14 protein-coding genes are annotated in these 18,144 nt (G+C 67.5%); 7 read left to right on the top strand and 7 right to left on the bottom strand.

The annotated features are described in order from the left end of the window. Positions 1 to 49 precede the first annotated feature (49 nt). Both ACWDTP_RS07360 and ACWDTP_RS07355 read right to left on the bottom strand, forming a co-directional pair. Positions 50 to 1,075 carry a nucleoside hydrolase gene (locus ACWDTP_RS07360; RefSeq protein ID WP_450018105.1) on the bottom strand — a complete coding sequence of 342 codons (1,026 nt, stop codon included), beginning with the start codon at positions 1,073 to 1,075 and terminating at the stop codon, positions 50 to 52. Between the two features lie 35 nt (positions 1,076 to 1,110). Next, positions 1,111 to 3,120 carry an SDR family oxidoreductase gene (locus tag ACWDTP_RS07355; RefSeq protein ID WP_450018073.1) on the bottom strand — a complete coding sequence of 670 codons (2,010 nt, stop codon included), beginning with the start codon at positions 3,118 to 3,120 and terminating at the stop codon, positions 1,111 to 1,113. 355 nt (positions 3,121 to 3,475) lie between these two features. On the opposite strand from ACWDTP_RS07355, the gene ACWDTP_RS07350 reads away from it, so the two are divergent. Continuing rightward, entirely contained in the window at positions 3,476 to 4,417 is a 942-nt protein-coding gene (locus tag ACWDTP_RS07350; RefSeq protein ID WP_450018071.1) for an LLM class flavin-dependent oxidoreductase, read from the top strand. On the opposite strand, the gene ACWDTP_RS07345 is transcribed toward ACWDTP_RS07350, so the two are convergent. Further along, positions 4,414 to 5,010: a TetR/AcrR family transcriptional regulator gene (locus ACWDTP_RS07345; RefSeq protein ID WP_450018069.1), complete on the bottom strand. Its 597-nt coding sequence runs from the start codon at positions 5,008 to 5,010 to the stop codon at positions 4,414 to 4,416. The two genes, ACWDTP_RS07350 and ACWDTP_RS07345, sit on opposite strands and share 4 nt — an antisense overlap. Before the next feature lie 222 nt (positions 5,011 to 5,232). Between ACWDTP_RS07345 and ACWDTP_RS07340 the strand changes: the two genes are divergently transcribed. From ACWDTP_RS07340 to ACWDTP_RS07330, 3 genes are all read left to right on the top strand, one after another. Further along, on the top strand, positions 5,233 to 6,102 hold the full coding sequence (locus ACWDTP_RS07340; protein WP_450018067.1) for a MaoC/PaaZ C-terminal domain-containing protein: 870 nt from the start codon (positions 5,233 to 5,235) through the stop codon (positions 6,100 to 6,102). A 106-nt stretch (positions 6,103 to 6,208) separates the two neighbouring features. Further along, positions 6,209 to 7,096, top strand: coding sequence for a universal stress protein (locus ACWDTP_RS07335; RefSeq protein ID WP_450018065.1), 888 nt, complete (start codon positions 6,209 to 6,211; stop codon positions 7,094 to 7,096). Beyond that, complete coding sequence (locus ACWDTP_RS07330; protein WP_450018063.1) at positions 7,093 to 8,649, top strand: APC family permease; 1,557 nt, start codon at positions 7,093 to 7,095, stop codon at positions 8,647 to 8,649. The genes ACWDTP_RS07335 and ACWDTP_RS07330 overlap by 4 nt, the downstream gene beginning before the upstream one ends. A gap of 79 nt (positions 8,650 to 8,728) precedes the next feature. Here ACWDTP_RS07330 and ACWDTP_RS07325 read toward each other — a convergent pair whose 3' ends face one another. Both ACWDTP_RS07325 and ACWDTP_RS07320 read right to left on the bottom strand, forming a co-directional pair. Further along, the gene (locus ACWDTP_RS07325) at positions 8,729 to 9,751 is read right to left on the bottom strand and encodes a hypothetical protein (protein WP_450018061.1); all 1,023 of its coding nucleotides are present in this window, start codon (positions 9,749 to 9,751) and stop codon (positions 8,729 to 8,731) included. 78 nt (positions 9,752 to 9,829) lie between these two features. Next, positions 9,830 to 10,606: an SDR family NAD(P)-dependent oxidoreductase gene (locus ACWDTP_RS07320; protein ID WP_450018059.1), complete on the bottom strand. Its 777-nt coding sequence runs from the start codon at positions 10,604 to 10,606 to the stop codon at positions 9,830 to 9,832. A gap of 88 nt (positions 10,607 to 10,694) precedes the next feature. Here ACWDTP_RS07320 and ACWDTP_RS07315 point away from each other — a divergent pair, with 88 nt between their 5' ends. Together ACWDTP_RS07315 and ACWDTP_RS07310 are read left to right on the top strand one after the other, a co-directional pair. Next, positions 10,695 to 11,558: a helix-turn-helix transcriptional regulator gene (locus ACWDTP_RS07315; RefSeq protein ID WP_450018057.1), complete on the top strand. Its 864-nt coding sequence runs from the start codon at positions 10,695 to 10,697 to the stop codon at positions 11,556 to 11,558. A gap of 32 nt (positions 11,559 to 11,590) precedes the next feature. Then, positions 11,591 to 14,875 (top strand): error-prone DNA polymerase, encoded by a 3,285-nt coding sequence (locus tag ACWDTP_RS07310; RefSeq protein ID WP_450018055.1) that lies wholly within the window; start codon positions 11,591 to 11,593, stop codon positions 14,873 to 14,875. A 2-nt stretch (positions 14,876 to 14,877) separates the two neighbouring features. Here the strand turns inward: ACWDTP_RS07310 and ACWDTP_RS07305 are convergent, their stop codons facing one another. Beyond that, complete coding sequence (locus tag ACWDTP_RS07305) at positions 14,878 to 15,822, bottom strand: hypothetical protein (protein ID WP_450018053.1); 945 nt, start codon at positions 15,820 to 15,822, stop codon at positions 14,878 to 14,880. Positions 15,823 to 16,073: 251 nt separating this feature from the next. Between ACWDTP_RS07305 and ACWDTP_RS07300 the strand changes: the two genes are divergently transcribed. Then, positions 16,074 to 16,646: an XRE family transcriptional regulator gene (locus ACWDTP_RS07300; RefSeq protein ID WP_450018051.1), complete on the top strand. Its 573-nt coding sequence runs from the start codon at positions 16,074 to 16,076 to the stop codon at positions 16,644 to 16,646. A gap of 100 nt (positions 16,647 to 16,746) precedes the next feature. Here ACWDTP_RS07300 and ACWDTP_RS07295 read toward each other — a convergent pair whose 3' ends face one another. Further along, entirely contained in the window at positions 16,747 to 18,093 is a 1,347-nt protein-coding gene (locus ACWDTP_RS07295) for an MFS transporter (protein WP_450018049.1), read from the bottom strand. Positions 18,094 to 18,144 lie beyond the last annotated feature (51 nt).

Below are 18,144 nucleotides of genomic sequence, written 5' to 3'. Positions count from 1 at the left end.
GCGAACGTGAGCTCGTGTTCGAGATTTCCGCCGAATCTCGACAACAAGCTCACAGTGGGCGCAACGAACCGGCGAACGCGCCGACCCGGTCGATGAACCGGTCGAAGAACACCGCCGGATCCACACCGACGCCGATCAGTGCATTCGGGCGGCGGCCCCAGTGCCCGCGCCAGTCGGCCACCGTCATACCGCGGGTCAGTGCGCCGGTCAGTTCGACGTCGACGGTGCTCTCGCGGCACTGCACCAAGTCCGGGTCGAGTGCCACCGCGGCGGCCAGCGGATCGTGCAGGTGGGCCAGATACCCGTCGCCGGTGTCGAAATGGAACTCGAAGTAGAACCGCATCGCGTCCTCGATCACGCGGAGCAACGGGTTACCCGACGCCGACCGACCGCCCCGGGCATCGCTCACACTCATCGGTGCCGACGGTGCACCGGCCGTGGCCGCCAACCGGTTCAGCAGCGCGGGTGTCAACGCGATGTGCTCGGTGACGTTGAGGCCGAGCACGATCGGCAGGTGCGCGGGATCTGCCGCGCTCCAGCCGCCGAACACCTCGGCGGCGGACTCCGGGTCGACGCTGATGTTCCATTCCGAGACCGGTGTGGTGTTGCCCTTGTAGTCGAAGGTGCCGCCCATGATCACCAGGCGGCGCAACAGCCTCGGCAACTCGGGCTCGGCGCGCATGGCCAGCGCCAGATTGGTCAGCGGCCCGGTGGCCAACCCGATCAGCTCACCCGGGTGGGCGTGCGCCGCGCGCACCCAGGCCTGCGCGGAGTCGTAGGCGGTGAGAGGCCGGTCGCCGGCCGGTAGTTCGGCATAGCCGAGACCCGAGGGGCCGTGGGTGTCCTCGGCGGTGCGCAGCGGTCCGCTCAGCGGATGCTCGGAGCCCTTGGACACCGGGATCGCATCCGCCCCGCACAACCGCAGCAGGCCCAGGTTGTTGGCGCAAACCGCGTCCACCGGAACGTTTCCCGCGGTCGAGGCGATGCCCACCAGCCGAGCCTCCGGGCTGGCCAGCAGGTACACCAGCGCCATCGCATCGTCGACGCCGGTATCCACATCGGCGAATACGGGCATAGATGATTGGCCGTTCACCCGACCAACGATAGGGCCTACCAGTGCACCCCGGGGACCAGCCGCACCGCGAGCTTGACCGGCCGCGTCACCGCACGCGGCACCCGCAGGGAGCGACCGGTACGGGCCGGCCGCCTGGGCCGGCGTTCGGGGGCGGGCTCGGCGGCGGCCACCCCGCGGGCCGCCGCCGAATCCGGATAGCCGAGATAGAGCTGGTGCAGCACGCGGCGCGACAGTTTCGGGGTCAGGTAGTTGCCGAAATCGGCGAACGTGCCCAGCGGGGTGTCGATCCGGACCGGCTTGTCGACCAGGCCGCGCACCACCATCGCCGCGGCATGCTCGGCCGAGATCGGCGGCACCGGGTTGAGCCGGCGGGACGGGGCGATCATCGGGGTCCTCACCAGCGGCATGTGGATGTTGGTGAAGGTGATGTGGTCGGAAAGGGTTTCGGTGGACACCACATCGGAGAACGCATCCAGTGCGGCCTTGGTCGGCAGGTAGGAGCTGTACTTCGGGGTGTTGGCCTGAACCCCGGCGCTGGACACGTTGACCACATGACCGAACCGGCGTTCGCGCCAGTGCGGCAGCAATGCCAGCACCATCCGCACCGCGCCGAAGTAGTTGACCGCCATCACCCGCTCGTAGTCGTGCAGCCGGTCGGTCGAGTTCGTCACGGACCGGCGGATGGACCGGCCGGCGTTGTTGACCAGATAATCGACATGGCCGAACCGGCCGAGAATGTCCTTGACGGTGTGCTCGACCGATGCCGAATCGGTGACGTCGCAGGTGAACGCGTAGGCCTGACCGCCGGCCGCCCGGATCTCGGCGACCAGATCGTCGAGTGCGTCGGCATTGCGGGCCAGCGCGAAGACACAGGCGCCGCGCTCGGCGACCGCGATCGCCGAGGCCCGGCCGATGCCGCTGGACGCGCCGGTGATGATGACGTGCCTGCCGACCAGCGGCCCGGCCGGATCGTCGCGGCGGGCCCGGTCCGGATCCAGATGCTCGGCCCAGTACTCCCACAATTTCGGTGCGTACGAGGCGAATTCGGGCATCGCGATCCCGGTGCCGCGCAACGCCCGCTCGGTGCGCTCGGCGGTGAACGTCGGCATCAGGTCGACGACGTCGAGCACCTCGCCGGGGATGCCCAGCTGGGTGGCCACCATATTGCGGACCACCTTGGTGCGCCCGCGGGCCCTGGTCACCGGCGCGGCCGCAACCCGCGGCAACGAACCGCGCAACGGCGGCAGCCCGGCCGCCTCGGCGATCCCGCGGTAGATGCCGCGCAGCCCAATGGTTTTCGGTGCGGTCAGGTGGAACGTCTCGCCGTCGCGGCCATCGGTGTGCATGAGGTGCACCACCGCGTCGACGACATAGTCCACCGGGACGATATTGGTGCGGCCGGTGTCGGGCAGCATCACCGGGGTGAACCGCGGCAGCGCGGCGAGCCGGGACAGCACCCCGAAGAAGTAGTACGGGCCGTCGACCTTGTCCATCTCGCCGGTGACCGAGTCGCCGACCACCACCGCGGGCCGGTAGACGCGGTAGCGCAGCCCCGCCTGCGACCGCACCAGCATCTCGGCCTCGAACTTGGTCTGGTGATACGGCGTGGGCAGGTCCTGGGCGACGTCGAAGTCGTCCTCGGTGAACACGCCCCGGTGATCGCCCGCCACCGCGATCGAGGACACATGGTGCAACGTGGCGTCCAGTCGCCGGGCCAGGCCGATCACCGCCCTGGTGCCCTCGACATTGGCGGCCCGCTGCTCGGCCTCGTCGACGGTGATGTCGTAGATCGCCGCGCAGTGCACCACATGGCTCACGTCGCCCAGCTCGGCGATATCGGCGTCGCTGAGTCCCAGGTCGGCCGCGGTGAGGTCGCCGACCAGCGGTTTCGCCCGATCGCCCCAGTCCTGCGCCAGCCGCTCGAAGCGGGTCAGCGATTCGCGACGCACCAACACCCACACCTCGGCGCCGGGGTCACGGGACAGGATCCGGGACACCACGCGGCGGCCGATAAACCCGGTACCGCCGGTAACGACATAGCGCATGCGAGCTATCGTGGCCCTAGATCGGGCCTACGTCAATTTCCAGGGCCGGTCTCGTACTCTCGCGTCGAGCGTTGCATCGATGTCATCTACGACACGAAGCTGAGGCGAGCCGTCCGCGGACCCGAGACTTTCGGCGCAGCGGCGTCGGTTCGCGCATCACCACTTTCGGGTACATCGCGGACTCAGTCTGGAGGGCGTGGGGCAGCGGGTCGGGAGTCCGGATCCTGGCAAGTCGGTCGGCTGCCGCCGGGCCGTGTGGACAGTTCTACGGTATCCATTTCTGTGCTGGCCGGTCGTGTACGGTCGTATAAGTGGGGGCTTCCACCACTTATTTTCGACCCGAAGGGAGCCACTGTTGGCGGCTCAAGAAATCATCGAAGCTACGCGCAAATCGCTGGCGCCGGTCGGATTTTCCATGCCCAGTATCGGCCTGACCACGGTGCCTGCGGTGGATCTACAGCGTGCTGCCGTGCGCAGATTGGAGAAGGTCGGGTACCAGAATGGCTGGGCCAACGAGGGCGTCGGAGCCAAAGACGTGTTCGTTCAGCTCGCAATTTTGCTTGCAGAGACTGAACGTATGGTCTTCGGAACCTCGGTCAGCCCTATGTGGGCACGGCCCCCAATGGTCGCTCACGCCGCTTCCCGACAACTGGCCGAGGCATACCCCGGGCGTTTCGTTCTCGGCCTTGGCGCAGGTTACGACTTCATGGCCTCGATGGTGGGCCTGGAGTACGGAAGTCCGCTGCGCAGTCTGCGTACCTACGTTTCGCGCATGCCAGAACCGACGCCGGTAGTTGAGGCCCCACCGGTCAACTATGCAACCCTGCTTGCCGCCAATGGGCCTAAATCCATCACGCAAGCAGTTGAAATCGCCGACGGCGTCCTGCCGACGTTGATACCGCCGGCGTACACGAGGCAGATACGGTCAATTCTGGGCCCGGATAAATTGCTTGTAGTCGGACTGACTGCATTCATCGACGACGACGAGGCTGCGGCCAGGGCCGCAGCCTCAGCCAATATCACCCGCTCCCTCGGGTTTCCGCAATCGCCGTATGCGCGGAACCTCGAGCGACTGGGCTACACCGAGCAAGAACGGACTGACGGGTCCCGACGCCTCATCGACGACATCACCGCATACGGCTCACCTGGCTCCGTCGCGGCTGCGGTCCGACGCCATCTCGATGCGGGTGCCGACCACGTGATACTTCAGCCCGTGGCAGCTACTTTCGCCGAAGTGATTGACCGACTTGAGAAAGTCGCCGTCGAGGTAACTGCGATCCGGCGATCAGCGAGTTAGCCCGGTACCGGGGGTGGTGCAATCCCCTCGATCGTCAATCGGAACAAACGATCAATCCCGACGGGGCCGTGCTCGGCCGCCACCGCGATGGCGCCGGCGAGCAGCAGTAGCTCGGTGATCGTTATATCGGTGCACACCACACCTGAACCGTGCGCGCGTTCGAGTAGCGGCGCGCCGGCATCGGCAAGGATCTGCAGGCATGACTCAGTGCGTTCCCGGCCAACCGGCCCATTGGCCTCCAGCAGTGCATCAGCGAGGCCGCGGGTATCGGCCAGATGGGCACACACTGAGTGCAACCACGCAATCAGTGCATCTCGAGGCGCGGCATTCTCCGCAACACGGGATACCTCATTGCTCAGTGACCGAACTCGTTCGGCGAAAACCGATTCGAGGAGATCCCACCTCGACGGAAAGTGGCGATGCAGAGTAGCCGATCCGACACCAGCGCTCTGAGCGATCTCCTCGAGGGAGGCATACGCTCCGTCGCGCATGAATATTGGTGCAGCTGCCGCCACGATCAGATTCTTGCTGCGCTGTGCATCGGCACGCAATGGCCGTTTCATGCCGTCTCTGCGGACCGTGCTGCCTTTCATGGCTTGGCTCCCACCGTGACGGGCGTAATCGCCCTATTTTAGGTCGGGTCGATACAGGGTGCGATCCTGGGTGCCTTTCTCCCGGCGACTATCGACAACGGCATGTCACTTCTCGGTGTGTCCGGTTATGCCCAGAATGTTGCCTGGCATATGAGACGGAACTTGAGAACCTGCGTCAACCGGGCTGTCGACCGGGCCTTCCAAGCGGCTATCGTCCGACCCATGCCCATCAATCCCAACGCCATCGGCGAAACGACCGAACCGCACCAGTTCCAATGGACCGACCGGGACACCCTGCTGTACGCGGTCGGGGTGGGCGCCGGAACCGGGGATCTGGCGCTCACCACCGAGAACAGTCACGAGATCGAGCAGCAGGTACTGCCGACGTACGCGGTGATCGCCTGCTCACCGTTCGCGGCGGCCGCCAAGATCGGGACCTTCAACTTCGGCATGCTGCTGCACGGTTCGCAGGAGATCCGGGTGTTCAAACCGCTGCCGCCGGCCGGGAAACTGACCGTGGTCGCCGAGGTCGCCGACATCCAGGACAAGGGTGAGGGCAAGAACGCGGTGGTGATGCTCAAGGGCGTCGGCACCGATCCGGACAGCGGTGACGTCATCGTCGAAACGCTCACCACGGCGGTGATCCGCGGTGAGGGCGGCTTCGGTGGACAGCCCGGCCAACGTCCCGCCGCCCCGGCGATTCCCGATCGCGAGCCCGACGCTCGGGTGGCCCTGCCCACCCGCGAGGACCAGGCGCTGCTCTACCGGCTGTCCGGGGACCGCAACCCGCTGCACAGCGATCCGTGGTTCGCCAAGAATCTCGCCGGCTTCCCCAAACCGATCCTGCACGGCCTGTGCACCTACGGCGTGGCCGGGCGCGCGCTGGTCGCCGAACTCGGCGGCGGGGACGCGACCAAGGTCCACGCGGTGGCGTCGCGGTTCACCTCGCCGGTGTTCCCGGGCGAGACGCTGACGACGTCGATCTGGCGCACCGAACCCGGGCGGGCGGTGTTCCGGACCGAGGCGGCCAACCCGGACGGTTCGGGCGCCCGGCTGGTTCTGGAGGACGGGGCCGCCGAATACAGCGGTTAGGGCCGCGGGGCGTCGATTTCGGCCGAACCGCTGCTAACCGCATCCACGGGTTGACAGGATCGTTCCCAGTACGGTCGCACGGTCCGTGCGGGATTGGTGGTGACAGATGACGAAACTGGTCGTGGGCTACCTCGCCACCCCGGGCGGTGCCGATGCCCTGGCGCTGGCCGTCCGATTCGCCAGAACTCTGGATGCCGAGGTCGAGGTCTGCATCGTGCTGCCGCCCGATACCAGGCTGCCCGGCCTGGTGCCGAAGGGCGGATATGAGGACCTGCTGGCCGAGCAGGGGCAGCGCTGGCTGGACGACGCCCTGGCGACGGTGCCCGACGACGTTGTCGCACACGGCCATCTGAGCTTCGACGAATCGTTCACCGACGGGCTGATTCGCGAGGCGCTGGGCCTTGAGGCGGTCGCGATCGTGGTCGGCGGGTCCGGCGGTGGTCTGGCCGGCAGCTATTCGCTGGGTTCGGTGGTCAGCGAGCTGCTGCACTCGTCGCCGGTTCCGGTGGCGGTGGCGCCGCGTGGGACCAGGGACTCCGCGGTCGAACGGGTACGGGAGGTCACCTGCGCGATCGGCCGGCGCCAGGGCTCGGACCTGTTGCTGGACACCGCGGTCCGGGCCAGCCGTGCCGCAGGGACCCCGCTGCGGCTGGTATCGCTGGTGGCGCTGGACCCGACGTTCGGCTCGCTGCGCTCCGACGACGAGGCGGTGCGCGAGCACGCGTCGGGCCATGCCCGCGAGACCTTGGAGGCCGCGAAGAGTGAACTGCCCGAGGGGTTCCCGGTGACGTCGACGATCGTCAACGGGCCCACCGTCGAGGCCGCGGTGCAGCGGTTGGACTGGCAGGACGGCGACGTCATCATGGTCGGATCCAGCCGGCTCAGCGCCCCGAGACGGATCTTCCTCGGATCGACCGCGGCGAAGATGCTGCGGGTGCTGGATGTGCCGATGGTGGTGGTGCCAAGAGACGAGCGCAAGGACGGCGAGTCATGACCGAATCCGCTTCGGAATCCGAGTCGCACCGCAGGCTGGAACTCGCCGAGCAGTCCGCCGGGCTGGTCGGTAAGGGCCTCGCGGCGGGCAAGGTGGGCACCTTCTCCGGTGCCATCCTCGGGATCTCGTCGGTGGCGCCCGGCTACACCCTGACCGCCAGCATCGGCCTCATCGTGGCGGCGGTCGGGCTGAAGATGCCCGCCATCCTCATCGCCGGGTTCGTTCCGATGTTCCTGACCGCATACGCCTACCGCGAGCTCAACTCCAGCGCCCCGGACTGTGGCGCGTCGTTCACCTGGTCCACCAAGGCATTCGGCCCCTACGTCGGGTGGATGTGCGGCTGGGGCATGGTGGTGGCGACCATCATCGTGCTGTCGAACCTGGCGGCCATCGCGGTGGAGTTCTTCTACCTGTTCATCGGCCGGGTGGCCGGCAACCCCTCGATCGCCGACCTCGCGTCGAACAAGGCCGTCAACATCATCACCACCCTGGTGTTTCTGGCGATCGCCACCGGGGTCGCCAGCCGCGGGATCACCACCAGCGAGCGCGTGCAGTACGTGCTGGTCGGCTTCCAGATGGTGGTGCTGGCGGTCTTCGTGGTGCTGGCGTTCGTCCACGTCGGCAGCGGCGATGCGCCCGCGGGCCTGGCCTTCGACCTCGACTGGTTCAACCCGTTCACCGGACTTGCGTTGAGCGCCTTCGTGGTCGGGCTGACCGGGTCGATCTTCGCGTTCTGGGGCTGGGACACCTGCCTGACCCTTGGCGAGGAGTCGAAGGACCCGACCAGGGTGCCGGGCCGGGCGGGTCTGTTGTGCGTGCTGTCGATCCTGGCGACCTACCTGTTGGTCGCGGTCGCGGTGATGATGTACGCCGGGGTGGGGGAAACCGATCTGGGACTGGGCAATCCGGACAACGCGGAGAACGTGTTCGCGGCGCTCGCCGATCCGGTGATGGGCACCTGGGCGGGGCCGCTGCTGTTCCTGGCCATCCTGGCGTCATCGGTGGCCAGCCTGCAGACCACATTCCTGCCCGCGGCCCGTGCGATGCTGGCGATGGGCGCCTACCAGGCGTTCCCGCCGCGCTTCGCCGCGGTCAGCCCGCGCTATCTGGTTCCGAGCTTCTCGACCGCCACGGCCGGTGTGGTGACCGGGGTGTTCTACACGGTGGTGAGCCTGCTGTCGGAGAGTGCGCTGCTGGATACCATTGCCGCCCTTGGCATCATGATCTGCTGGTATTACGGCATCACCGCGTTCGCCTGCATCTGGTACTTCCGGCACGAGCTGTTCACCAGCGTCCACAACGTGGTGTTCAAGTTCCTCTTCCCGTTGCTCGGCGGCCTCATGCTGGCGGTGGTGTTCGTGATCTCGATCGGCGAGAGCATGAATCCGGAGAACGCCAGCGGCGCCGCGATCGGCGGTGTCGGGCTGGTGTTCTTCATCGGCTTCGGTGTGCTGCTGCTCGGCGCGGTGCTCATGTTCGTCTGGCGGTCGCGCAGCCCGGAGTTCTTCCGGGGTGAGACGCTGCACCGCGACACCCCGTCGCTGGTGGAGTAGGCACCCCGAATTCGACGAAAACGCGGCGCGCGCAGAGCGTTTGCGACGTTTACGTCGAACTCGGTGTGGGGGTGGCTCCTCAGATGCCGGACGTGCCGGTGTTGTGCGCTAGCTCGAACGGGTCGAGCAGGTCCCACACGGTGGTGAACGCGCCCTGCTTCAGCTCCGCACCGGGGGTCTCCAGGTTGAGCAGATCCGCGGCGATGTCGTAGCCGTAGTACGCGGCCGATCCGATCGGCAGGGTCTTGATCAGCTCGTTGATGATGATCTGCCGGGAATCCCGTGCCGCGGAGTCGTCCCCGACCGCGGGCGCCAGGTTCGGCAGGATCTTGGCGACCGGGATGACGGCGTTGACCCACGGCACCATCTGGGTACCCCGGTAGATCTGCTCGGTGGCCTCCCGGATGAACGGGTCGAACGCGTCCAGGGCCTGCGGGGTGACGTTGATCAGGCTGTCCCGCAACTGCATGATCGGCTCGGGAATGTCGGTCGGCTCGGGCTCCTCGGCGTCGGGCCGCAACGGGTTGGGGCTCCACGGGGCATCGGCGGTGGTGTCGACCTGGGACTCGACCGCGGTCCTTACGGTCGGAATCTTGCCGACGGGCTTCGCGTCGGGCTCCTCGGCCGACTCGTCGGCGGGTTTCGGGGTGGCCGCCGGCTTCGGCGCGAACAGGTTCCTGAGCCGCTCGGCCTGCTCGGACTCGAAGGCCGCCCCGTTCGGCTTGGCGGGCCTGGTGGTGGGCTTGTCGGGTTTGGCGCCGGCCTTGTTCAGCGAATCCGAGATCGACTTGGACACCGAGCCGACGGTGCGGTTGACCTGTGAGCTGACGTGCGAGACGGCCTTCTCGGTGGTCTTCTGGATGCCGTCGTTGATCTTCGACAGCGGCTTGGTCCGCTCGGATTTCGTCCGGTCCGGCTTTTGGGCGCCGGTCTTCTTCGGCCCGGTGTTTGGGCTCGAGCTGCTCGTCGACTCCTTGCCCGCCGACCCGCTGTCGGTTGAGTCGGCATGGGCGGTTCCCTGGCCCGCCGCGGCCACGGCCGCACCGACACCCACCGCGACCGCCACACCACCGACGTAGCCGACGTACCTCGTTGACGCCATTACCGTCCCTTCACAGCCGATCCCCAGCCCAGAGGGATCGTAGGGGGTGGGAGCCGATTCGGCAGTGCGTAGCTTCCGCTACACCTTTTTGCCGCCGTCGACCCGCACCGTCGCGCCCGTGACGAACGAGGCCCGGTCGCTGCACAGCCACGCCGCGGCCTGTGCGATCTCCACGGGCCTGGCAGCGCGGCGCAGCGGGGTGTCGGCGATGAGACTGTCGAGGGTGCCCGGGCTGGCGTCGTCCCATTCCTGGATCATGTCGGTCAGGGTCGGGCCGGGTGCCACGCCGTTGACCCGGATGCCCTCGGGACCGTAGCTGACAGCGGCCGATTCGGTGAGGCTGTTGACGGCCCGCTTCATCGCGCCGTAGGCCGGCAGATCGGGGTTGCTGTGGAAGCTGCCGATACTGGAATTATTCACGATGGCACCGGTTTTCGCAGTGGCACGGATCGCGGTGACCTCGGCCGATAGCGCCAGCCACACGCCTTTGAGGTTAACGGTGTAGACGTGGTCGAAGTCGGCTTCGGTCATCTGGTCGAGTGGTCCCGGCGGTTGGATCGTCGCGCCGTTGTTGAAGGCGATGTCGAGCCGGCCCCACAGGTGGACAGCGTGTTGTACGGCGGCCCGCACGCCGGGCCCGCCAGTCAGGTCGCATACCACGTATTCGGCGGTGCCTCCGGCCGCCCGGATGTCCTCGGTGACCGTCTTGAGCTGGCTCTCGGTCCTGGCGGCCAGCAGGACGTTGGCGCCCTCGACGGCGAACAGCCGCGCGGCGGCCGCACCGATGCCGCGGCCCGCGCCGGTGATGAATGCGATCTTGCCGTCCAACAGGCCGGTTTTCGTCGGAGAAGTCATGGTGACGAGCGTGCATGGTCCCGAAGACCATAGCCAGGTAGCGGTGATACCTGGCTTGGCCCGGTGTGGCCGGCAAAGGCGGGGGACAATGGAAGCCGTGGACAAGCGTGAACTGGGCGCGTTCCTACGCAGCCGGCGTGAGCGGATCAGGCCCTCCGATGTGGGCCTGCCGGTCGGCCCGCGCCGCCGCACGCCGGGCCTGCGGCGCGATGAGGTCGCGCACCTGGCGTATATCTCGACCGAGTACTACACCCGGCTGGAGCAGGCCCGCGCCCCGCACCCGTCGGGTGAAGTCCTGTCGGGTCTGGTTCGGGCACTGCGGCTCTCGGATGCCGAGCGTGTGCACCTGTACCTACTGGCCGGCGTCGAGCCGCATCGACCGACCGGTCCGCCGCGGGTGGTTCGCCAGAGCATCCTCGATCTGTTGCGGCGGCTGCCTCAGGCCGCGGCGATCGTGGTGTCGGCGACCTACGAGGTGATCGCCTGGAACGACCTGGCCTGCGCGCTGATGGAGGATTTCTCGGCGCTGTCGCGCCGGGACCGCAATCTGGTGCGCCGGGCCTTCCTGGGACCCCCGTCACCGGGCGGGCAGCGGCTGTACGGCGTGTCCGATGCCGATGTGTTCGCCCGCACCTGCGCCCAGAACCTGCGTGCCACCGTGGCCCGCTACCCCGACGATCCCGAGACGATCGAGTTGATCACCGAATTACGTTCCGGCAGTTCCGAGTTTGCCCAGCTGTGGGATTCGCACGATGTCAACGCCAGGCCGATGCTGTGCAAGACGTTCGCCCATTTGACGGTCGGGCCGATCGCGGTCAACTGCGATGTGCTCGACATCGCTGACCGGGACCAGCGGATGTACATCTACACGCCGGACCCCGGTTCGCCGGCCGAGGAGGCATTGCGGCTGCTGGCGGTGCTCGGCACCCAACGCATGGATGTGCTCGGCTGACGCTTCGAACGTTTGTTCGATACACTGGGCCGGTGGGTTGGCACAACGGGCCACCGAGCTGGGCCGAGATGGAGCGGGTGCTTACCGGCAAGCCGCGGCGATCCGGGCTGCCGCTGGAGCAGGCCGGTGACGGTGGGGACAGTCCGGCCTGGTCGCGTAAGCGCGTGCGGTACCAACCGCCCGAGGTGGCCCGCGGCGGTGGAGCAATCCGCTACGCCGAGTTGCATGCGCATTCGGCCTACAGCTTTCTCGACGGGGCGAGCACGCCGGAGGAGTTGGCCGAGGAGGCCGCCCGGCTGGGTCTGCGGGCCGTCGCGCTGACCGATCACGACGGGCTCTACGGTGTGGTGCGGTTCGCCGAGGCGGCCCGCGAACTCGACGTGGCCACGGTGTTCGGTGCCGAGCTGTCCCTGGGCAACACCCCGCGCACCGAACATCCCGACCCGCCCGGCCCGCACCTGCTGGTGCTGGCCCGCGGGCCCGAGGGATACCGGCGGCTGTCCCGGGAGATCGCCGGGGCGCACCTGGCCGGCGGGGAGAAGGGTAAACCCCGCTACGACTTCGACGGGCTCACCGAGGCCGCCGGCGGGCATTGGCACATCCTCACCGGGTGCCGTAAAGGTCATGTCCGCCAGGCATTGTCGGATGGCGGTCCGGAGGCCGCGAGCAAAGCGCTCGCCGAGCTGGTGGACCGGTTCGGGGCCGATCGGGTGAGTGTCGAGCTCACCCATCACGGTCAACCCCGTGACGACGAACGCAACGCCGTGCTGGCCGAGTTGGCACCCCGGTTCGGCCTCGACGTCGTCGCCACCACCGCCGCACATTTCGCCGTCCCCGACCGGGGACGGCTGGCCATGGCCATGGCGGCGATCCGGGCCCGCAACTCGATGGACGCCGCGGCCGGCTGGCTGGCCCCGCTCGGCGGGGCGCACCTGCGCTCGGGGGAGGAGATGGCCCGGCTGTTCGGCACCGAGATCACCACGGCAGCGGCAGATCTGGGAGAGCAGTGCGCGTTCGGGCTGGCGCTCATCGCCCCGCAGCTGCCCCCGTTCGACGTGCCCGCCGGGCATACCGAGGACAGTTGGCTGCGGCACCTGGTGATGGCGGGTGCGGCCGAGCGCTATGGTCCGGTCGGGAACGCCGAGAAGGCCTATGCGCAGATCGAGCATGAGCTGAGGATCATCGAACAGCTGAAGTTCCCCGGCTACTTCCTGGTGGTGCACGACATCACCCGGTTCTGCCGCGACAACGACATCCTGTGTCAGGGTAGGGGTTCGGCGGCCAACTCGGCGGTCTGCTATGCGCTCAAGGTCACCAACGTCGACCCGATCGCCAACGAGCTGCTGTTCGAACGGTTCCTGTCCCCGGCCCGCGACGGACCGCCCGATATCGACATCGACATCGAATCCGACCTGCGGGAGAAGGCCATCCAGTACGTCTATGAGCGTTACGGACGGGAGTACGCCGCCCAGGTGGCCAACGTCATCACCTACCGCGGCCGCAGTTCGGTCCGCGATATGGCCAGGGCACTGGGGTTCTCCCAGGGACAGCAGGACGCCTGGAGCAAGCAGATCAGCCGGTGGAACGGTAGACCGGACTCGCCCGACGTCGAAGACATCCCCCAGTCGGTGGTCGACCTGGCCGGCCAGATCGCCAATCTGCCACGGCATCTGGGCATTCATTCCGGTGGCATGGTCATCTGTGACCGACCGATCGCCGACGTGTGCCCGGTGGAATGGGCAAGGATGGAGAATCGCAGCGTCCTGCAATGGGATAAAGATGACTGTGCAGCAATCGGATTGGTGAAGTTCGATCTGCTCGGGCTCGGCATGCTCTCGGCGCTGCACTATGTCATCGACCTGGTCGACGAGCACAAGGGCGTCAAAGTCGACCTGGCGAAGCTGGACCTGAGCGAGCCCGCGGTCTACGAGATGCTGCAGAAGGCCGATTCGGTCGGGGTGTTCCAGGTGGAGTCCCGGGCTCAGATGGCCACCCTGCCGCGGCTGAAACCCCGCGAGTTCTACGATCTGGTGGTCGAGGTGGCGCTGATCCGCCCGGGGCCGATCCAGGGCGGCTCGGTGCATCCGTACATCCGGCGGCGCAACGGACAGGAAGAGGTGACCTACGACCACCCGTCGATGGAATCTGCGTTGCGGAAAACGTTGGGGATACCGCTGTTCCAGGAACAGCTCATGCAACTGGCGGTCGACTGTGCGGGCTTCACCCCGGCCGAGGCCGACCAGTTGCGCCGGGCGATGGGGTCAAAACGGTCCACCGAGAAGATGCGACGGCTGCGCGGCCGGTTCTACGACGGGATGCGCGACCGCCACGGCATCACCGGCGAAATGGCCGAGCGGATCTACGAGAAGCTGGAGGCCTTCGCGAATTTCGGTTTCCCGGAGAGTCATTCGCTGAGCTTCGCATCGTTGGTGTTCTACTCGTCATGGTTCAAACTGCACCACCCCGCGGCGTTCTGCGCGGCGCTGTTGCGAGCCCAGCCGATGGGGTTCTACTCGCCGCAGTCGCTGGTCGCCGATGCCCGCAGGCACGGGGTGACGGTCCGGGGTCCGGATGTCAACGCCAGCCTGGCCTACGCCACGCTGGAGAACTCCGGTCTGGAGGTGCGGCTGGGGCTCGGCGGTGTCCGCCACATCGGCGACGAGCTGGCCCAGCGGATGGTAGACGAGCGAGACGCCAACGGGCCGTTCGCAAACCTGCTGGATCTGACCGGTCGGGTGCAGCTGTCGGTCCCGCAGACCGAGGCGCTGGCCACCGCGGGTGCGCTCGGCTGCTTCGGGATCACCCGCCGCGAGGCGTTGTGGGCGGCGGGTGCGGCCGCCACCGAGCGGCCGGACCGGCTGCCGGGGGTGGGGTCGTCATCGTCGATCCCGGCGCTGCCCGGCATGAGCGCACTCGAGCTGTCCGCCGCCGACGTATGGGCCACCGGCATCTCGCCGGACAGCTATCCCACCCAGTACCTGCGCGCCGATCTCGACGCGCTGGGCGTGATCCCCGCGGACAGGTTGCTGGCGGTCCCCGACGGCACCCGAATCCTGGTGGCCGGAGCGGTGACTCACCGGCAGCGTCCGGCTACCGCGCAGGGGGTGACATTCATGAACCTGGAGGACGAAACCGGCATGGTCAACGTGCTGTGCGCACCGGGAGTGTGGACGCGCCACCGCAAACTGGCCCAGACGGCTTCCGCGCTGATCGTGCGGGGCATCGTGCAGAACGCCACCGGTGCGGTCACCGTCCTCGCCGACCGGATGGCGCCGGTCAACCTCAGGGTCGGGTCCCGGTCCCGCGATTTTCGCTGAGCCTATGCTCCGGCGGTGCGCACCCGGTCCTCCAGCCCGGTCCGCAGCAACGACCATGCGAGCCGCCGTGCCTCGACGGTTCTCTCCTGCAGCAGGCGTTGAACTGCGGGAATCGGATTGGGCTGCGGGGCAGTCCCTTCGATCACGCCGGCCTGGACCTCCTCGGCCACCGTGATCGCCATCAGAACGGCCTCGTTGACCCGGTCGAGGGCCTGTTGCAGGCGGTCGTCCTGGCACAGCAGGTGGGCGTTGTCGAGTTCGACGGACACATCGTTGACCACCTGGCTGATCTGTTCGAAGATCGCGTTCATCGCCTGCTCGCGTTCGTCACGGTCGCCGAGCCGCAGGGTTCTCGCGCCCTCGCTCCACAGCACCGCCAGCATCCGGGTCTGTGTCCCGACACTGCGTGACACCTCGATGACCGCCTGCTTCTGCAGGTGCTCGACGAGGTGGGCGCGTTCGACGCGGGCCAGTTCCTGCTGGGCGCTCAGTTCGGCGCGGTGCAGCTTCTGCTGCGCCTCGATCTCGGCCCGGTGCCATTTCTGGGTCAGGGCCAGCTCGAGCGAGGACCGCTCGTCGGCGGCGGCGAGCTCACGGCGCAGCCGTTCGGCCGCATCGGCGGTGTCCTGTCTGGCTTGGCGGGCGATGGTCAGCGTCTGCCACATCGTCACCAGCACGACCACGAATACCACGGCGCCGAAGAACCACTCGGACTTGTTCCCGAGTTCGCCAGGGCTCAGCAGGATGTACCACGCGATCGCCACGGCGCCCACTGCGCCGCAGACCAGCCAGGCGATCGTATTCCGGCGCTCCTGCGGGCCAGGGGACTGCGGGGGTTCGCTGTCGGTGACGATGACCGGGATCGGTTCGGTCCGATCGCCGGCCTGTTCCGAAGATATGGCGGCCCATGTCGATTCAGCATTTGTCGACTCAGTTGTCCCGGTCATCGTGACCTCCCATCGACCAAGCCTCCCACCGTGCCGGGTTCAGATTATGGGTACCGTGGCGGGCCGGCGCCACCGGTTACACCGCACCCGCGGGCTCCGCCGGGATCCGGTCCGATATTGACTGCCCCTAACGATGACGGGACGCCGTCGAACCGCTAGTGTCATCGGCGTACTCGCGAGCGGTGAGATCGGCTACCGCATGCCGTCGGCTGACCGTCAACGGATTTGACTGCCTGGAGGATTGAGGGCCCATGGGACAAAACGCATCGCTCGAAGGTGATTCATCGATCATCGTCAGCCTCTCCGAGGCGGCGATGCACATGTATTCGGCCGCGATCGACGCACTGCCGTTCCCGGAGGACAAGAAGTTTCACAAACGCGCCGATGTCGTGCTCTCGGGTCTGCGCAAGTTGCGCGCCGGGCTCACCGAGGCCGCGGGAAGCGGCAGGCCCTCGCCCGCGGTGGTGGTGGCGCTCAGCGGCGTTCGGCGGCGATACGACTCGCTGATGGCCCATGCCGCGACCGCTCCGGGTTCGACGCTGGGTCAGCAGATCTATGTCACCCGGATCCACCACAAGCTGTCGGCGCAGGAAGTGGCCAACGGCGCCGGGCTCCGCGACGGCCTGCTCGACGAACTCGAGGAGGGCGCAATGCCGACCGACGATGAGGCAGCGCGGATTCGGGACACCATCGCGGCCCTTGGTGGGTTGCCCGGCGACGACCACGGCATCCATGCGGTGCCGTCCCACGGTGACTTCGACCGGTCCGGCGATGAGCAGGTCAACGACTGGGACGGCGCACTGCTGACCGAGAACGCCAGCTGATCAACGCAGCGGCGCGCAACGCTGATCGGTTTGCTGTGTTGCGCTGTGGCTCACCGCTGTTCGCGCCGGCCGGCAAAGCATGGTGGTACGGAATCGGATATCAGGCGGACCGTGCGGCGGCACCGCCGCTTCGTTCCTGTGGCACCGATGCAGCCTCGCCGGGCAATGGAAGTGGCTCTACCGTCCGCAGGCCGAAGCTGTAGACGAGGGCGCCGATCACCGCGACCGCGCCCGAGACGAGGAGCGGCACCACGTATGAGCCGCCGGCCAGCGCCACCAGCGCGCCGGTGATCAGTGGCCCGCTGACGCCCGCGAGGTTCGACGCGAAGTTCTGAATGCCGGCCAGTGATGACACCTGGCGTGGGGTCGGCGCGACGTCGGCGGGCAGTGACGCGACCGACGCACCGGCGAAAACGAGGCTGGCGTAGCTCACCGAAAGCAATGCCAGCGCGACTCCGGCGCTGTCCACCAGCACGGCCGCGCCGATCACCGATGACAGCAGCAGGCCTCCGACCAGGCAGGTCTTACGCGCGCGGGTGAGCGACCAGCCGCGGCGCACCAGCGAGTCGGAGGAATACCCTCCGAGCGCGGACCCGATGATCGCCACGATCCCCGGTATGGTGCCGAAGACTCCGAGCTTGAGCAGGTCGAAACCGCGCGCCGAGACCAGGTAGCTGGGGAACCAGGTGATGAAGAAGAACAGCACGTAGTTGAGGCAGAAGAAGCCGACCATCATCGTCCACACCGTGCGGTAGAGGAACAGCGTGCGCCAGCGCACCTTCGGACCCTCGTCTGCGGTCTCGTCGGCGAAGCGGGCACCGCCCTCGACGAGCTTCGCGCGCTCCTCGGCGGTGAGTTTGGCGTGTTGGTCCGGGTCGCGGTAGGTGGCGAACCACAGCACCACCCACAGCAGCGCAAGCGCACCGGTGAACGCGAACGCCCAACGCCAGCTGGTCGCCGCGACCGCCGCCGACACGACCGGCAGTGCCAGCACCGCGCCGATCCGGGAACCGTTGTCCCACACGCTGTTGGCAAAGCTGCGTTCCGAACGCGGGAACCAATTGCTGACCACCTTCGCGCAACCGGGATAGCCGACCGACTCGCCGAGGCCGAGCACCAGTCGGGCGGCCACGAGCAGCGCGGCGTCGCGCACCAGGCCGACGCTCATGGTGACCGCGCCCCAGACGAATGCGCCCATGCCGAAAACCCGCCGCACGCCGTATTTGTCGATCAGCGCTCCGGCGGGCAACTGTGCGAGTGAGTACGTGATGAAGAACGCGCTCAGTGCGAATCCCTGTTCACCGGGGGTGAGCCGGAGGTCTTCGGACATGAAGGGCAGCGCCACGCTCAGCGTGGTCCGGTCGATGTAGTTGACGACGAACGACAGGCTGCACAACCCGGCCATGTACCAGCGCAGGTTGCGGCCAAGGGGGGACGTGGTCGACATCGGAACTCCGTTGTTTTCAGTGGTTGCGGACAAGGATGGTCGGGAACCGTA

It is taken from the genome of Mycobacterium sp. NPDC003449 (assembly GCF_053588415.1).
This window is presented reverse-complemented; position numbering and strand designations above follow the sequence as displayed.

What these genes read in the sequence shown, in the direction of transcription:
- ACWDTP_RS07315 (WP_450018057.1), top strand. Translation starts at nt 10,695, where the DNA reads ATGGAAGCCGTGGACAAGCGTGAACTGGGCGCGTTCCTACGCAGCCGG.
- ACWDTP_RS07345 (WP_450018069.1), bottom strand. Translation starts at nt 5,010, where the DNA reads ATGAAAGGCAGCACGGTCCGCAGAGACGGCATGAAACGGCCATTGCGT.
- ACWDTP_RS07305 (WP_450018053.1), bottom strand. Translation starts at nt 15,822, where the DNA reads ATGACCGGGACAACTGAGTCGACAAATGCTGAATCGACATGGGCCGCC.
- ACWDTP_RS07340 (WP_450018067.1), top strand. Translation starts at nt 5,233, where the DNA reads ATGCCCATCAATCCCAACGCCATCGGCGAAACGACCGAACCGCACCAG.
- ACWDTP_RS07355 (WP_450018073.1), bottom strand. Translation starts at nt 3,120, where the DNA reads ATGCGCTATGTCGTTACCGGCGGTACCGGGTTTATCGGCCGCCGCGTG.
- ACWDTP_RS07360 (WP_450018105.1), bottom strand. Translation starts at nt 1,075, where the DNA reads ATGCCCGTATTCGCCGATGTGGATACCGGCGTCGACGATGCGATGGCG.
- ACWDTP_RS07295 (WP_450018049.1), bottom strand. Translation starts at nt 18,093, where the DNA reads ATGTCGACCACGTCCCCCCTTGGCCGCAACCTGCGCTGGTACATGGCC.
- ACWDTP_RS07325 (WP_450018061.1), bottom strand. Translation starts at nt 9,751, where the DNA reads ATGGCGTCAACGAGGTACGTCGGCTACGTCGGTGGTGTGGCGGTCGCG.
- ACWDTP_RS07320 (WP_450018059.1), bottom strand. Translation starts at nt 10,606, where the DNA reads ATGACTTCTCCGACGAAAACCGGCCTGTTGGACGGCAAGATCGCATTC.
- ACWDTP_RS07335 (WP_450018065.1), top strand. Translation starts at nt 6,209, where the DNA reads ATGACGAAACTGGTCGTGGGCTACCTCGCCACCCCGGGCGGTGCCGAT.
- ACWDTP_RS07330 (WP_450018063.1), top strand. Translation starts at nt 7,093, where the DNA reads ATGACCGAATCCGCTTCGGAATCCGAGTCGCACCGCAGGCTGGAACTC.
- ACWDTP_RS07300 (WP_450018051.1), top strand. Translation starts at nt 16,074, where the DNA reads ATGGGACAAAACGCATCGCTCGAAGGTGATTCATCGATCATCGTCAGC.